Here is a 14,148-nt window from a genome sequence, read left to right on the forward strand (position 1 = left end):
GGTCAGCCGCTTGAGTCGGTTTTCCTCTCCGCGATCAATCACGGAGCTTCCAACCCTCCCAGGAGTTTTACGTGAACAACAATGGGGAGTATTTTTGTTGCTACCCTTGATGAGGATGATAATTTTGGCGACAGTGTTCGCCGTATTAGTCCCGATCATGTACTTTTGAGTGGAACAGATTTATCTGTTAAGGCAGGTCGGATGTCTTAGTTGTGCTCCACAACAGCACATCTAGCCTATCAAACATAATAACAAGTGCCAGGCAACCGATGACAAGGGATAAACGAGGACAGAAAATCGCCATTTTTGATAGTGGTGTGGGGGGTTTAACGGTTTTAAGGGAATTGTATCGGCAACTTCCCAATGAATCGATTTTGTATTTTGCGGATACGGCACGATTACCTTACGGGACACGATCGCCTGAAGAGATTGTGCAATTTGTCCGCGAAATTATTACTTGGGCAGTCGCTCAGGATGTTAAAATGGTGCTGATGGCTTGTAACACCAGTTCCGCCTTGGCTTTAGAAGTCGTTAGGTCTGAGTTTGATATACCAATTTTAGGCTTAATTTTACCCGGATCCAGGGCAGCTATCAGTCAGGGTGAGCGGATCGGGGTAATTGCGACCCCAGCGACGGCGGCGAGCAATGCCTATCGTCAGGCGATTCAAGAAATCAACCCGGCTGTGCAAGTTTGGCAGGTTGGTTGTCCGGCTTTTGTTCCGCTGATTGAACAAAATCGCATCCATGACCCTTGTACATTAGAGGTGGCGCGAGAATATCTAGCCCCTTTAATACAGCAGCGTATTGATACCCTAATCTATGGTTGCACCCACTATCCCCACTTAGCTCCGGTGTTGCGATCGCTATTACCAGCTTCGGTAAAATTAGTTGATCCAGCAGTGCATTTAGTCGAAGCAGTCGTCCAGGAGTTAGAATTACTGGGATTACGCCATAGCGACCTACCGCGACCGACCCGTTTTTGTGTAAGTGGCTGCGCGGAGCAGTTTGCTAATCTGTCGGTACAATGGCTAGGATATACACCTGCGGTCGAGTCGATTACCTTACCAACCCTTACCTCTGCGGGGGTGGAAACAGCCATTTCTGTGGGGGATGGGATAATTTAGTTGAGAAACCCGGTGGCTCAGACAAATCTGGTGGTGACCAGAAAATTGACTGAGAGAAACCGGGTTTCTTTGGGGGTTGTAGCCTGTTCTAACTGTCCTTAAACTTGCGGAATGCTAAGGTGATGTTATGACCCCCAAAACCGAAGGAGTTAGATAAAGCCACCTCGACAGTTTGGCTGCGGCTGTGGTTAGGAACATAATCTAAATCACATTCAGGATCGGGATTTTCCAGGTTAATGGTGGGGGGAATTTGGTCATAGGCGATCGCCAATACCGCCGCCACTGCTTCAATACCCCCAGAACCTCCTAACAGGTGTCCCGTCATAGATTTAGTGGAACTCACCGCCACTTTATGGGCGTGTTCACCCAGAGCCGTTTTAATGGCTGCTGTTTCCGTCGGATCATTAGCGGGGGTGCTGGTTCCATGAGCGTTAATATAGCTAATTTGGTCAGGAGTTAATCCCCCATCTTTCATCGCCAAAGCGATCGCCTTAGCCGCGCCGATACCACCCGGAACCGGGGAAGTCATATGATAAGCGTCGCAAGTCATACCATAGCCGACAATTTCGCCATAAATGCGAGCGCCGCGACTCAGGGCATATTCCAGCTCTTCCAAAACCAGTATTCCGGTACCTTCACCCATAACAAAACCATCTCGTCCCACATCAAAAGGACGACAGGCATGGAGAGGGTCATCATTGCGAGTAGACAAGGCTCGTGCTGCCGCAAACCCCGCCACCGACAGGGGAGTGACAGCCGCTTCTGTACCGCCACAGATCATCGCCTGAGCGTATCCTCGTTGAATTAGTCTAAAAGCATCTCCCACCGCATTAGACCCGGCTGCACAGGCTGTTACCGGGCAGCTATTAGGTCCTTTAGCTCCCGTATGTATAGCAGTGAGTCCAGCCGCCATGTTAGCGATCATCATGGGAATCATAAACGGGCTGCATCGGTCTGGGCCACGAGTTAAATAAACTTCCTGCTGATCCTCGAGAACTTTGAGTCCCCCAATGCCTGTACCAATCATGATTCCCACCTGGTCTGCATTCAGGTCATCAATTACTAATTCCGCATCAGCGATCGCCTGTTTACTCGCCGCCACTGCAAATTGAGCAAACCGATCCATGCGTTTGGCTTCTTTGCGCGAAATGTAGTCACAGGGATCAAATCCCTTCACCTCTCCAGCAATGCGACAATCATGGCGTGAAGCATCGAATAAAGTGATAGGGCCGATTCCATTACGCCCAGTTAACAACCCCTCCCAATACTCAGTAATCGTATTACCTATGGGAGTAATTGCCCCGAGACCTGTAACAACAACGCGCTTGCGGTTCATATCAGTCATGACTTTTCTATCAGAAGTTAACCACCCAGAATGCAGAACACAGGCAAATCCTCCCTAGGCGGAGGCTGTTACCTTAGCATCAATAAAACTCACCGCGTCTTGGACTGTGGTAATTTTTTCGGCTGCTTCGTCAGGGATCTCGATATCGAATTCCTCTTCCAATGCCATAACCAGTTCTACTGTATCTAACGAGTCTGCGCCCAAGTCATTGACAAAATTCGCTTCTGGTGTTACCTGTGCCGGATCAACTTCTAGTTGCTCGGCGACAATTTTCTTAACTGTTTCAAATGTATCTGAACTCATGGAATTTTTCCTCTATAGGATGCCGCGTATTCCATATTATCGGAAAGCGTAATCCCCGCGATCATCATTTTCTACTTTTCTGGTAGATTCTGCTCCTGGGGCGGAGGCAACCTTTATGGTTTCTTTAGGTCTGCGATCGCTCCCTAGGGTAGATGATATATTAACAATGGGTGCTTCCCCCCCCCACAGTCAATTCATAAAAATATTGCTATGTCATCTTCTGTCAAACTCAGATATGCCTATTTTCCCGGTTGTGTCGCTCAAGGTGCTTGTCGGGAACTTTATCAGTCAACCCAAGTGCTGACCGAAACTCTGGGAATTGAGTTAGTCGAGTTAAAAAAAGCCTCCTGTTGCGGTTCGGGTACTTTTAAAGAAGATTCTCAACTCCTCGAAGATACTGTCAACGCCCGAAATCTTGCCCTAGCCGAGGAGTTGAACTTACCCCTACTCACTCACTGTAGCACCTGTCAGGGCGTGATTGGTCGGGTTGATGAACGCCTGAAAGACTATCAGAATAGTGATCCGGCTTATCTGGAAAAGGTTAACCAACTTCTGCAAAAGGAAAGCTGCACCCCCTACAAGGGCGCAACCGAGGTTAAACACTTATTATGGGCTTTGGTGGCTGATTATGGTTTAGCGGAAATTGAGCGCCGGGTGACTAGGAAGTTATCCGGTTTGAAATGTGCCGCTTTCTATGGCTGCTATCTCCTGCGCGCCCAACATCAGTTAATCTATGATGATCCTCATCAACCGGAGTCTATGGAAAATGTGTTCCGGGCGCTGGGGGCTACACCCGTTTATTATCGGGGACGGACTCAGTGCTGCGGTTGGCCGATTTCTAGTTATGCTACCAATGAATCTTTCCAAATGGCGGGTAATCATATCGAAGAGGCGATCGCCGCTGGGGCTGATTGTATGGTCACCCCCTGTCCTCTGTGTCATCTTAACCTAGACTCCCGCCAACCAGAAATCTCGAAATTTCTGGGGCGATCGTTCAATTTACCCGTCCTTCACCTTCCCCAAATCATTGCGATCGCGCTAGGTATCAGCCCCCAAGCCCTCGGTTTAGACAACCACATTGTCTCCACCACCCCCGTATTAGAGAAGATCATGAACAATTGACAATTGAGAATTCTGCCTCCCCCTAACTAGGTGTGGGTGAGGGGTAGTTTTTCCCGTGTTAGGGAGAAATTCAGCAAGTTGGCGGTTCCCTGTTAGGTCCGCAAAATATTACAGAGTTTAAAGTTTTGTCGCCTTGTGTATCCTGAAAGGCAAACACTAAGCTAAAGTGATCGAAGATATACGATAATCCTGCTTTGAGCAAACCGTTTAATCTGCATGTATATGTAGATACGGTCAAAACCTGATATCTTTGGGAGAACTTAATTCAATGTCTCATTCCGTCAAAATTTACGATACCTGTATTGGTTGCACCCAGTGCGTTCGTGCTTGTCCCCTGGATGTCCTAGAGATGGTTCCCTGGGACGGCTGTAAAGCTGGTCAGATTGCTTCCTCTCCCCGTACCGAAGACTGCATCGGTTGTAAGCGGTGTGAGACTGCTTGTCCTACTGACTTCCTCAGTGTTCGGGTTTACCTGGGTGCTGAAACCACCCGCAGTATGGGTCTGGCTTACTAAAGTGGATCTGATGGCAGTTACCCAAATCTTTTTAGGGTTAAACTGCCTCCGCACAGTTTCACGGATTTATTTGATGACTCACAGAGGGCTCTGTTCCCTCTTTTTTTTGTCTCCGTCCCCCTGTAGGTTGGGTGCAACCCAACAAAGGAGTAGGTTGGGTGAAGCTGTAGGTTGGGTGCAACCCAACAAAGGAGTAGGTTGGGTGAAGCTGTAGGTTGGGTGCAACCCAACAAAGGAGTAGGTTGGGTGAAGTTGTAGGTTGGGTGCAACCCAACAAAGGAGTAGGTTGGGTGAAGCGCAGCCGGGCCCAACAAAGCCCCTCTGTGTAGTAGAGTAGGTTAGGTGAAGGGCAGCGTAACCCAACAAATAGGGTTTGTATTTGTGTGGAAGGAGAGTCGAACCCAAGCCGTCAGTTACAGCTTGTTCACCAGTAGCTTAATACATTGCCCTCACCCTAAATCTGGATCCCAGAGAGGGAGAGGGACTTTGAGAGGTTATCAGATGATTTCTGAACAGGCTGTAACCCATGCACGCACCCACTAAAATTATGAAATATCGAAGAGCTAAAATAGAAGGTGGCACATACTTTTTCACTGTGGTAACAGACAGGAGACGAGAGTTTTTGTGCTTTCCCGAAAATATCTTATTATTAAGGCAGGCTGTCCGAGAAGTGATGGCGGAATATCCTTTCGATATAAATGCCTGCGTTATCTTACCGAACCATATACACTGCGTATGGACTTTACCAGAAGGCGATCGCGATTTTTCTAATCGGTGGCGTTTGGTGAAAAACTATTTTACCCAAAAATGCGATCGACAATATCACGGTCAAATTTCGGCATCTAAACAACAGAAACAGGAGAAAGCGATTTGGCAACGTCGTTTTTGGGAACATTGCATTGTGGATGAAACCGATTTTATTAATCATGTTGAATACATTCATTATAACCCGGTTAAGCATGGTTTAGTCAAAGCCCCAAAGGATTGGCAGTATTCAAGTTTTTTAAGGTATGTTCGTCAGGGTATTTACGATATTAATTGGGGTGCAGAAACGGAGATTGTATTTGATGCGAATGTGGGACGGGAATAAATTTTAATAAATTGGTATTATGTACCACACCCAACAGAGGGTAGGTTGTGTGCAACCCAACAGAGAGTAGGTTGTGTGCAACCTAACAGGGGTAGGTTGTGTGAACCCAACAGGGGTAGGTTGTGTGCAACCCAACAGGGGTAGGTTGTGTGCAACCCAACAGGAGTAGGTTGGGTGCAACCCAACAGAGGGTAGGTTGTGTGCAACCCAACAGGAGTAGGTTGTGTGAACCCAACAGGAGTAGGTTGTGTGAACCCAACAGGAGTAGGTTGGGTGCAACCCAACAGGGGTAGGTTGTGTGCAACCCAACAGAGAGTAGTGCAACCCAACAGAGGGTAGGTTGGGTGCAACCCAACATGGGGTAGGTTGGGTGCAACCCAACAGAGGGTAGGTTGGGTGCAACCCAACAGAGAGTAGTGCAACCCAACATGGGGTAGGTTGGGTGCAACCCAACAGAGAGTAGGTTGGGTGCAACACGACATCGGGTAAAGTTGGGTTTCGCTGCGCTTCACCCAACCTACAACTACAATTATGGTATAATCGCGCAGAACCCCAATGATCTAAGTTTGAGGAGTTACCAATACTAATGTGTGGAATTGTTGGTTATATCGGCACTCAAATCGCTACAGACGTTCTCATGTCTGGGCTGGAAAAACTGGAGTATCGGGGTTATGACTCGGCTGGACTCGCTACGGTCTGGGAAGGTCAAATTAATTATCTTCGGGCTAAGGGTAAACTCTATAATCTACGCGATAAGTTAAGCCAGGTGGAAATGCCAGCCCAAATTGGTATTGGTCACACCCGCTGGGCTACCCATGGGAAACCAGAAGAATATAACGCTCACCCACAATTGGACCCCTATGGACGGGTGGCGGTGGTTCAAAATGGCATTATTGAAAATTATCGGGAACTGCGGGAAGAGTTGAAGGGAAAGGGATATGAGTTTAAATCTGATACCGATACGGAGGTAATTCCTCATCTGATTTCTGAGTTTTTATCACATCTATCTAAGCCGGAACCGGGTTCCCCTTCGGTTTTTTTTGAGGCGGTGCGTCTCGCGGTTAAGCGTTTGGATGGGGCTTTTGCGATCGCTGTTTTATGTGCAGACTATCCCAATGAGTTAATTGTTGCCCGCCAACAAGCACCCCTTTCTATTGGCTTAGGACAAGGGGAATTTTTCTGCGCTTCTGATACTCCCGCTTTAGTTCCCTATACCCAAGCTGTTGTCAGTTTAGATAACGGCGAAATGGCTCGGTTGACTCCTTTGGGGGTTGAGATTTACAGTTTTGACGGGGAACGTCTTAATAAAAAGCCCCGTATTCTCAACTGGAGTCCGACTCTGGTAGAAAAGCAAGTCTTTAAGCATTTTATGCTCAAAGAAATTCACGAACAACCAGGGGTCGTGCGAGACTGTCTCAATGCCTATATTCATGATGATTGGCAGGTTCCAGAAACTAGCAAAACTTCCAAATCTGCGACTGTTAATAAGAGTTTATCTCCGATTAATTTGAACCTCCCTAATGCTTTATGTGAGGGTGTGGAACAGGTGCAAATATTGGCTTGTGGTACCAGTTGGCACGCCAGTTTGGTGGGGAAATATCTATTAGAACAGTTGGCGGATTTACCAACAACAGTTCAATATGCTTCGGAGGCTCGTTATTCCCCGATTCCACTGCGACCTAATACGATGACTATTGGGGTTACTCAGTCGGGAGAAACTGCTGATACTTTGGCGGCGTTGGCTATGGAACAGCAACGCAGAATTAATGCTGGGGCGGCGTTTGCTCCCCGTTTATTAGGGATTACTAATCGCCCGGAAAGTTCTTTGGGGCAAATGGTTCCACATTTGATTGATACTAGGGCGGGTATTGAAATTGGGGTGGCGGCTACTAAGACTTTTTTGGCTCAATTGATAGCCTTTTATTTGTTGGCTTTGGATTTGGCTTGGCGACGGCAGACTATATCGGTATCTCGCCTTGAGGAAATTATTAAGGGTTTGCGACAAATTCCTTCTCAAATTGAGTTGATTCTGAGCAGTCATGAACAGGATATTGGGGAACTTTCCCATGATTTTAGTGATACTCAGGATTTTATTTTCTTGGGTCGGGGAATTAATTTTCCCATCGCTTTGGAGGGTGCTTTAAAACTCAAGGAAATTAGCTACATTCACGCGGAAGGATATCCGGCGGGAGAGATGAAACACGGTCCGATCGCCCTGTTGGATGATAAGGTTCCGGTAGTGGCGATCGCAATGCCTGGTATGGTTTATGAAAAGGTGATTTCTAATGCTCAGGAAGCTAAAGCGAGGGATGCTAGATTAATTGGAGTGACACCCAAAACCAGCGGCGAGTCAGCCGAGATTTTTGATGATTTATTATCAGTCCCGGAAGTGGATGAGTTATTATCACCCATTCTCACAGTTATTCCCCTGCAATTGTTAGCTTACCACATAGCGGCACGACGGGGCTTAGATGTAGACCAACCTCGCAACCTCGCTAAGTCGGTGACAGTGGAATAATAGATAACGATTTATGGTAAAATTAACCGATAGCAGCCTGTGAGTTAGATTCAAATAAAATGGCTTGTTGAATTTGCCAGGGTTGGCAGTTATAATCATCAGCAATATCCTCGATAGAGTCCCCGGCATCAAACAGTTGAGTGACAATTTTGGTGGGAATGCCTGTTCCGGTGATGGTAGGTTTACCAAAGGAAATATTAGGATCTATGATTAAGACTTTATCCCGGAAGTTGTGGCTATGATCGTTGATGATAGGGAAGAGTCTGGAGGCGATGTCTTGTTCATCCCATTCTATGCGAGTTAACAGATTATTTAAGACCTGTTTCATGGCTAATTGTCCTGAACGGGAGGCATTAATTAGCCGTTCAAATTGTTCGATAAAAATGTCAACCCCATCGGTGCTAAATTGTTTTTGAACAAGGGGATGTTCTGTTTTAAATTGTTCGCTTATGTAGTCGAGGGCGAGTCTAACTTGACGAAGGGGGACGTTATGAACTGTGCGAATGACTCTGAGGACGTGAGCTTCAACTAGGTTGGTAAAGGAGAGTTGGGGAATATTCGGTTGAGGGCGTTGGATGAGGGGTAAGAAGTCTTGATCTCCTTTTTGGGTGGGGTAGCTGCGTCCATTTACCCATGTTTTGAGGGTAGGTAGGGGGATATGAAGATAGCGGGCAGTATCGGCTATCGTGTAAATAGGAACATGATAGAGATTTTGTTGAGTTAGCAGGGATGATGTTTTAACCATCGGTTGTGGGTATATTGCGGATTAGCAAAAATAGTAGGCTTGGTTAGAATCACGATATTTTGAGATTATAGCGAATAGGTGAGGTAGGGGAGTGTAACCGGTTGGGGTTAACTGTTCCGTTGCAGATAAGCCCTAAATTGGGCGGGTGGTAGAGGTTTACTAAATAGATATCCCTGACCGTAATCACATCCTTGATTACAGAGAAAGTCGAGTTGGGCGGTGGTTTCAATGCCTTCTGCTACCACGACTAAGCCTAACCCATGAGCCATAGTAATCATGGTTTTGACTAGAGCGATCGCATCTTGATCATCGGGAAGATCCGAAATAAATGATTTATCAATTTTCAAGACACTAAAAGGAAATCGCTTTAGATAACTAAGGGAGGAATAACCTGTGCCAAAATCATCGATCGCCAAACGGATTTTGAGGTGATTCAGTTGTTTAATTAAACTTTGCACTCCCGGAACTTCTTCCACCAGGGAACGTTCGGTTATTTCTAACTCTAAGCAATCACTACTCAGACCATTATTAGCGATCGCCTCTATAATCACATTAACCAGGTTAGGGGTCCGTAACTGACGGGGAGACATATTCACCGCCACCCATAACCCATTGTTTCCCTGTTGATGCCAATTAGCCACCTCTTGACAGGCTTGTGATAAAATCCACTCTCCCAAATCTACAATTAACCGACTTTCTTCAGCAATAGCAATAAACTGGTCAGGTCTAATATTTCCTAGTTCGGGATTATACCAACGCATCAAAGCCTCAGCCCCAACAATTTGAGAGGTATTCAGATGAATAAAAGGCTGATACACCACAGATAGTTCATTTCTGCTTATGGCATGACGAAGCTGATTTTCAATGATAATCCGACTTTGAGCCTCATCATTCATATTTTGAGTAAAAAATGCGAAAACATTACGGCCTTCCTGCTTCGCTGCATACATAGCCGTATCTGCATTTCTCACCAATGTACTGACATTCTTGCCATCTTGGGGATAACTAGCAATACCAATACTGGCTGATATAAATGCTTCTTCACCGCACAGATTAAAGGGTTCACCCAATACATCTAAGACCTGATTAGCAATATATTCAGCCTGTACTAAGTCATCTAACTTGGGGATAATCAATAAAAACTCATCACCACCAAGTCGCCCTACTGTATCAGTTTTGCGGATACATCCTCTTAATCTCATCCCGGCTTCTTTTAACAAAAAATCTCCTAATTCATGACCTAGGGTATCGTTAATATTTTTAAAGTGGTCTAGGTCAATAAACATCACCGCGACGTTACTATGATGAACTTGAGCCTCGGTAATTGCTTGTCGTAGTCTATCAAAAATTAAAGTTCGGTTCGGTAGGTCGGTCAGAGCGTCATAGTTGGCTTGATGGGCTAAAATTTCCTCGTTATGTTTCTGTTGAGTAATATCTTCTTTAACTGCGATAAAGTGGGTAATATAACCTTCTTCATCTCGCATCGGACATATAGAAGCGTGTTCCCAGAAGAGTTCTCCGTTTTTTTTCTTATTGTGAAACTCCCCAGACCACTGTTTCCCTGATGTAATCTGTCTCCATAACACATCATATTCCGGTTCTGTGGTGTAGCCAGATTTCAGGATGCGAGGATTTTGACCGATTACCTCTCCTGCTTTATATCCGGTGATTTCTTCAAATTTCGGGTTCACATACTGAATATCTCCCTCGGAGTCGGTAATCACAATAGAGACCGGACTTTGATCGCAAGCGCGGGAAAACATTTTCAGCTGATCTTCGGTTTTTTTGAAGTCGGTAACATCTGTTAAGGATGCTAGATAGGCTGTTTCCTGTTCCCAAGAAATTTCTACTACTCGCATACGGACGATTTTTAGCTGTCCATCCTGTCTCAAAATTTCTAATTCGGTTGATTCTTTGGTGACTAGGGGAATACCTATCAGTTCCCCTTCCAGTTGGCTGGCTGGGCGACCGAATAAAGCCTCGGCGGCGGGGTTAATGAATAGGGCGCGTCCTTTACGGTTGACTACTACTAAACCGTTGGTGCTGGTGCTGATGATGGTTCTCAGACGCGCTTCGCTTTCCCTTAAGGCGGCTTCGGCTGTGATGGAAGGGTTAACGATTTCCGGATTCTCGATCGCTTTTATGGTGCTGATTATATGGGTGACTTGACCATGGCGATCGCTTACTGGGGTCGATTCTTGGCTGACCCAGTGAACAGAACTATCCGGTTGTATAATTCGATAGTTCAGGCTGTAATTTTGTTTGACAAATAGCGATGTCGCATAGTTTTGCACCCAACCATATAGATCCTCGACATGGATCTGATTCAACAATTGCTCAAAATTTATGGATGTCGGCTGGGGAGTTAATCCTAAAATATGATATAATTGCTCTGATACAATCATTTCTCCGGTGTTCATATTTAAACACCAACTCCCCGTTTTGGTCAGGGCTTGCACTTGGGCTAGGTGCTGCTGCTGTAGCTGCTGGCGTTGGGCTTTCAGCTTGGAATCGGTGATATCTTCACAGATGGCGATCGCTCTGAAATCCGACCCATCTTGACTATCAATTGGGTAGAGTCTCAGGCAAAACCATTCGGTTATATTATCTTTTGTAATCGGAATTTCTGCGACTATTTCTGAGATATTAGTGTCCGCAATTTGGGGCGATCGCTCTCTTAGCCAGGTTTCAAGTTCCGGGGGAATTTGAGAATTGACCACTAAGGTTTCATGGGCTTTCCTATTCGCGAAAATAATTTTATGTTCTTGATTAAGTATGAATATGGGGAGATTAATGGCATTTAAAATTCTCTCCATTTGGCTGGCTTTAATATGATTAATACTATCGTCGATATGCTCATGAAGATATTGGTCAATAATCGTCTGATATTGACGCTGTTTTTCTTCCGCAAAAAATTGCCTCTCAATAGCCGTAAATAAATCCCCGACTACTTGGGAGAATAGGTGTTCCTGTTCGCTGCTAAATTCTCCTAACTTAATCAGATTTAAATAGCATTGTCTATATTGTTGGAGAGTTTCCACCATTTCCGCAGCGGAGATATCCGTCTGGTTTTCCGCCGAAATAGCGATCGCACTTATTCCCCCCAGCGTTTGTAAATCTTCTTCCATGTCAGAAACTAGATATCCTGGGGTGAGATCTGCAGTCATCTCAATTAATAGCAGGGAAATGCGGGAAGTTAAACCCTGCACTGACCGTAAGTGAGTTATAATGGAAGGTTGGGTAGTCTGACCGGAACACTGTAGTAACTGCATTACCATCCATTCTTGATGGTTAACAATCAGTTGGTGTAGGGGTTCTACTAAACTCACCCCCAATGGTAGTGAAGCGATCGCATAACGTCTAGGCTGCGGAATTGATATTTTCATAACTTCATAATTATAGCTAATTTTATGTCATCTTCAATCCTGCATAAAATCGACAATTTATCATTATGATATACCTCCCGATATCTACTTATTAACCCCTAGCAGTAATACTGATTTCCCTAAGTTTGGCTTGAATAATCGGTGATCCCTATCTACTCACAGAAAATACCTATCTGGTCGGATGGCCAGATATTGCCCCAAAATCAGTAGACCTGACATAGTATTCAGATCCATCTTATCCTATTTTGATAACAGTTATAATTTCCTGGAAATCGACTGTCTAAAGGCTAATTGATGCTTTGGCTACCGCAAAAATTTAATAAAAATTTAACGATGCTTAATATTTATTCATATATCCGGTAAAGGCGATCGCTCCCCCGTCGGTAGAGTCCGTAGAGTTGGTAGGGTCGGTGATAGCCTGGTCCTAGTCATGGTAAACCCGCGCCGCCAGTATTATCAATGATTGATTGTTTGGTGGGTTTAGGGCGGGTCCAGAAAAACCGTCGTGGCCAGATGTAATTGACAGTGGAACCCGTCGCTAGATCCATTATCTATTGTCGAAGAGGTAGGGGGGCAGATTTTCGCAAAACTGCTATAGTGAAGTGTAAAATCACTCAATCTGTGCGATGTCTATAGCTAGTCAGGAATTATCCCAGACATCAAAACCTCTGAACTTAGAGGAAATAGCCACCGTCGCCGCCAACAGTAACCTATGTACTTGGGACGACCTGGATCAATCTGTCCGTGCTAACCTGGAAGCAGCGATCGCCCCAGGTTCAGCTATCCAATGCGTTCTGTATCCCCCCACTCAGGAGGAACTAGCTGCAATAACCACCTATGCGGCACGGCACCAGTTAGGAATTTTACCCTTTGGGAAAGGTAGCAAAATTACCTGGGGAAACCCGGTGAAAAACCCCTCTATTGCTATTAGTACCCAGAAAATCAACCGCTTAGTTGAACACGCGGTGGGAGACCTGACTGTAACGGTAGAAGCTGGTATGCAATATCGGGAACTTCAGCAAATTTTGGCTAAACAAGGACAGTTCCTAGGCTTTGACCCCTGCTATCAGGATGATGCTACTATTGGCGGAATTATTGCTACTGGAGATAGTGGTTCTCTGCGTCATCGATATCGAGGTATCCGCGATATGCTGCTGGGAATTTCTTTTGTCCGGTCTGATGGTAAAATTGCTAAAGCTGGGGGTCGGGTAGTTAAAAATGTCGCGGGTTATGACTTGATGAAGTTGCTAACGGGTTCCTACGGAACTTTGGGCATTATTACTCAAGTTACCCTGCGTTTATATCCCTGTTTAGAAGCATCCCATACGGTCCTGTTAACAGGAGATTCAGATGCGATCGCTACCTGTTTTGCAACTATCTTAGCCTCGGCTTTGACTCCGGTGGCTATGGATTTGATTTCCCCGGAATTAGTGGCTCGCCTCTCTGGGGAAAAATCCATGGGTTTGGCTGTCAGATTTCAAAGTATCCGGGAAAGTGTGGAACTACAAGGCGATCGCCTGGTAGAAGTCGGTAATCAACTCAATTTAAACTCAACTATAATTCGGGAAAATGACGGGGATTTTTGGCAGCAATTAAAACAGCAAATTTGGCAAGGTTCCCAAGGCGATCGCATTATTTGTAAAGTCGGTATCACTCCCACGGACGCAGCCACCACTTTGGCGAAATGTCAAACTCCCGCCGTCATTCATGGTAGCAGTGGTTTGGGATTAATGCGATTTGATGAGACTCAACCAGAGCCGTTGCAAAATCTGCGGCAGTTGTGTAATAATCAAGGTGGTTTCCTGTCGGTTTTAGAAGCACCATTAACCATTAAACAACAAATAGAAGTTTGGGGATACCGGGGAAACGCCTTAGACCTCATGGCTAAGATTAAGCAGCAATTTGACCCCCAAAATCTTCTGAATCATCAGCGATTTATTGCTGGTCTTTAACTTCTGGATTGTTTAGGCGAATTCACTCCGTAGTTTAATCATTCATACC

The 14,148-nt window shown here is 45.5% G+C and carries 11 protein-coding genes; 7 read left to right on the forward strand and 4 right to left on the reverse strand.

Going from position 1 to position 14,148, the window contains the following annotated elements:
* Nucleotides 1-81: 81 nt before the first annotated feature.
* On the forward strand, nucleotides 82-210 hold the full coding sequence (locus ACTIE0_RS06310) for a hypothetical protein (RefSeq protein ID WP_006622053.1): 129 nt from the start codon (nucleotides 82-84) through the stop codon (nucleotides 208-210).
* A 59-nt stretch (nucleotides 211-269) separates the two neighbouring features.
* Complete coding sequence (gene murI / locus ACTIE0_RS06315) at nucleotides 270-1,124, forward strand: glutamate racemase (protein WP_006622054.1); 855 nt, start codon at nucleotides 270-272, stop codon at nucleotides 1,122-1,124.
* An 88-nt stretch (nucleotides 1,125-1,212) separates the two neighbouring features.
* Here the strand turns inward: murI and fabF are convergent, their stop codons facing one another.
* Nucleotides 1,213-2,469 carry a beta-ketoacyl-ACP synthase II gene (gene fabF, locus ACTIE0_RS06320; RefSeq protein ID WP_006622056.1) on the reverse strand — a complete coding sequence of 419 codons (1,257 nt, stop codon included), beginning with the start codon at nucleotides 2,467-2,469 and terminating at the stop codon, nucleotides 1,213-1,215.
* Between the two features lie 54 nt (nucleotides 2,470-2,523).
* A complete protein-coding gene (gene acpP / locus ACTIE0_RS06325) occupies nucleotides 2,524-2,772 on the reverse strand; it encodes an acyl carrier protein (RefSeq protein WP_006622057.1) in 249 nt (82 codons plus the stop codon).
* A gap of 210 nt (nucleotides 2,773-2,982) precedes the next feature.
* On the opposite strand from acpP, the gene ACTIE0_RS06330 reads away from it, so the two are divergent.
* The 4 genes from ACTIE0_RS06330 to glmS all read left to right on the forward strand — a co-directional run bounded on the left by ACTIE0_RS06330 (nucleotide 2,983) and on the right by glmS (nucleotide 8,016).
* Nucleotides 2,983-3,894 carry a CoB--CoM heterodisulfide reductase iron-sulfur subunit B family protein gene (locus ACTIE0_RS06330; RefSeq protein WP_006668666.1) on the forward strand — a complete coding sequence of 304 codons (912 nt, stop codon included), beginning with the start codon at nucleotides 2,983-2,985 and terminating at the stop codon, nucleotides 3,892-3,894.
* 268 nt (nucleotides 3,895-4,162) lie between these two features.
* Nucleotides 4,163-4,408 (forward strand): photosystem I iron-sulfur center protein PsaC, encoded by a 246-nt coding sequence (psaC, locus tag ACTIE0_RS06335; RefSeq protein ID WP_006616272.1) that lies wholly within the window; start codon nucleotides 4,163-4,165, stop codon nucleotides 4,406-4,408.
* Between the two features lie 547 nt (nucleotides 4,409-4,955).
* Nucleotides 4,956-5,498, forward strand: coding sequence for an REP-associated tyrosine transposase (locus ACTIE0_RS06340; RefSeq protein ID WP_035759917.1), 543 nt, complete (start codon nucleotides 4,956-4,958; stop codon nucleotides 5,496-5,498).
* Between the two features lie 586 nt (nucleotides 5,499-6,084).
* Entirely contained in the window at nucleotides 6,085-8,016 is a 1,932-nt protein-coding gene (glmS, locus tag ACTIE0_RS06345; RefSeq protein ID WP_006622064.1) for a glutamine--fructose-6-phosphate transaminase (isomerizing), read from the forward strand.
* Between the two features lie 22 nt (nucleotides 8,017-8,038).
* Here glmS and ACTIE0_RS06350 read toward each other — a convergent pair whose 3' ends face one another.
* Both ACTIE0_RS06350 and ACTIE0_RS06355 read right to left on the reverse strand, forming a co-directional pair.
* Nucleotides 8,039-8,761, reverse strand: a complete 723-nt coding sequence (locus ACTIE0_RS06350; RefSeq protein WP_006622065.1) for a DUF433 domain-containing protein — start codon at nucleotides 8,759-8,761, stop codon at nucleotides 8,039-8,041.
* 107 nt (nucleotides 8,762-8,868) lie between these two features.
* Nucleotides 8,869-12,147, reverse strand: a complete 3,279-nt coding sequence (locus tag ACTIE0_RS06355; protein WP_006668664.1) for an EAL domain-containing protein — start codon at nucleotides 12,145-12,147, stop codon at nucleotides 8,869-8,871.
* 626 nt (nucleotides 12,148-12,773) lie between these two features.
* On the opposite strand from ACTIE0_RS06355, the gene ACTIE0_RS06360 reads away from it, so the two are divergent.
* Nucleotides 12,774-14,099, forward strand: coding sequence for an FAD-binding oxidoreductase (locus ACTIE0_RS06360; protein WP_006668663.1), 1,326 nt, complete (start codon nucleotides 12,774-12,776; stop codon nucleotides 14,097-14,099).
* The last annotated feature ends 49 nt before the right edge of the window (nucleotides 14,100-14,148 follow it).

The organism is Limnospira sp., from assembly GCF_051859755.1.
GTDB classification, from domain to species: Bacteria; Cyanobacteriota; Cyanobacteriia; order Cyanobacteriales; family Microcoleaceae; genus Limnospira; species Limnospira fusiformis.

Bases quoted from the DNA above. Each gene is read 5' to 3' on its own strand.
- ACTIE0_RS06310 (WP_006622053.1), top strand. From the start codon at position 82: ATGGGGAGTATTTTTGTTGCTACCCTTGATGAGGATGATAATTTTGGC.
- murI (WP_006622054.1), top strand. From the start codon at position 270: ATGACAAGGGATAAACGAGGACAGAAAATCGCCATTTTTGATAGTGGT.
- fabF (WP_006622056.1), bottom strand. From the start codon at position 2,469: ATGACTGATATGAACCGCAAGCGCGTTGTTGTTACAGGTCTCGGGGCA.
- acpP (WP_006622057.1), bottom strand. From the start codon at position 2,772: ATGAGTTCAGATACATTTGAAACAGTTAAGAAAATTGTCGCCGAGCAA.
- ACTIE0_RS06330 (WP_006668666.1), top strand. From the start codon at position 2,983: ATGTCATCTTCTGTCAAACTCAGATATGCCTATTTTCCCGGTTGTGTC.
- psaC (WP_006616272.1), top strand. From the start codon at position 4,163: ATGTCTCATTCCGTCAAAATTTACGATACCTGTATTGGTTGCACCCAG.
- ACTIE0_RS06340 (WP_035759917.1), top strand. From the start codon at position 4,956: ATGAAATATCGAAGAGCTAAAATAGAAGGTGGCACATACTTTTTCACT.
- glmS (WP_006622064.1), top strand. From the start codon at position 6,085: ATGTGTGGAATTGTTGGTTATATCGGCACTCAAATCGCTACAGACGTT.
- ACTIE0_RS06350 (WP_006622065.1), bottom strand. From the start codon at position 8,761: ATGGTTAAAACATCATCCCTGCTAACTCAACAAAATCTCTATCATGTT.
- ACTIE0_RS06355 (WP_006668664.1), bottom strand. From the start codon at position 12,147: ATGAAAATATCAATTCCGCAGCCTAGACGTTATGCGATCGCTTCACTA.
- ACTIE0_RS06360 (WP_006668663.1), top strand. From the start codon at position 12,774: ATGTCTATAGCTAGTCAGGAATTATCCCAGACATCAAAACCTCTGAAC.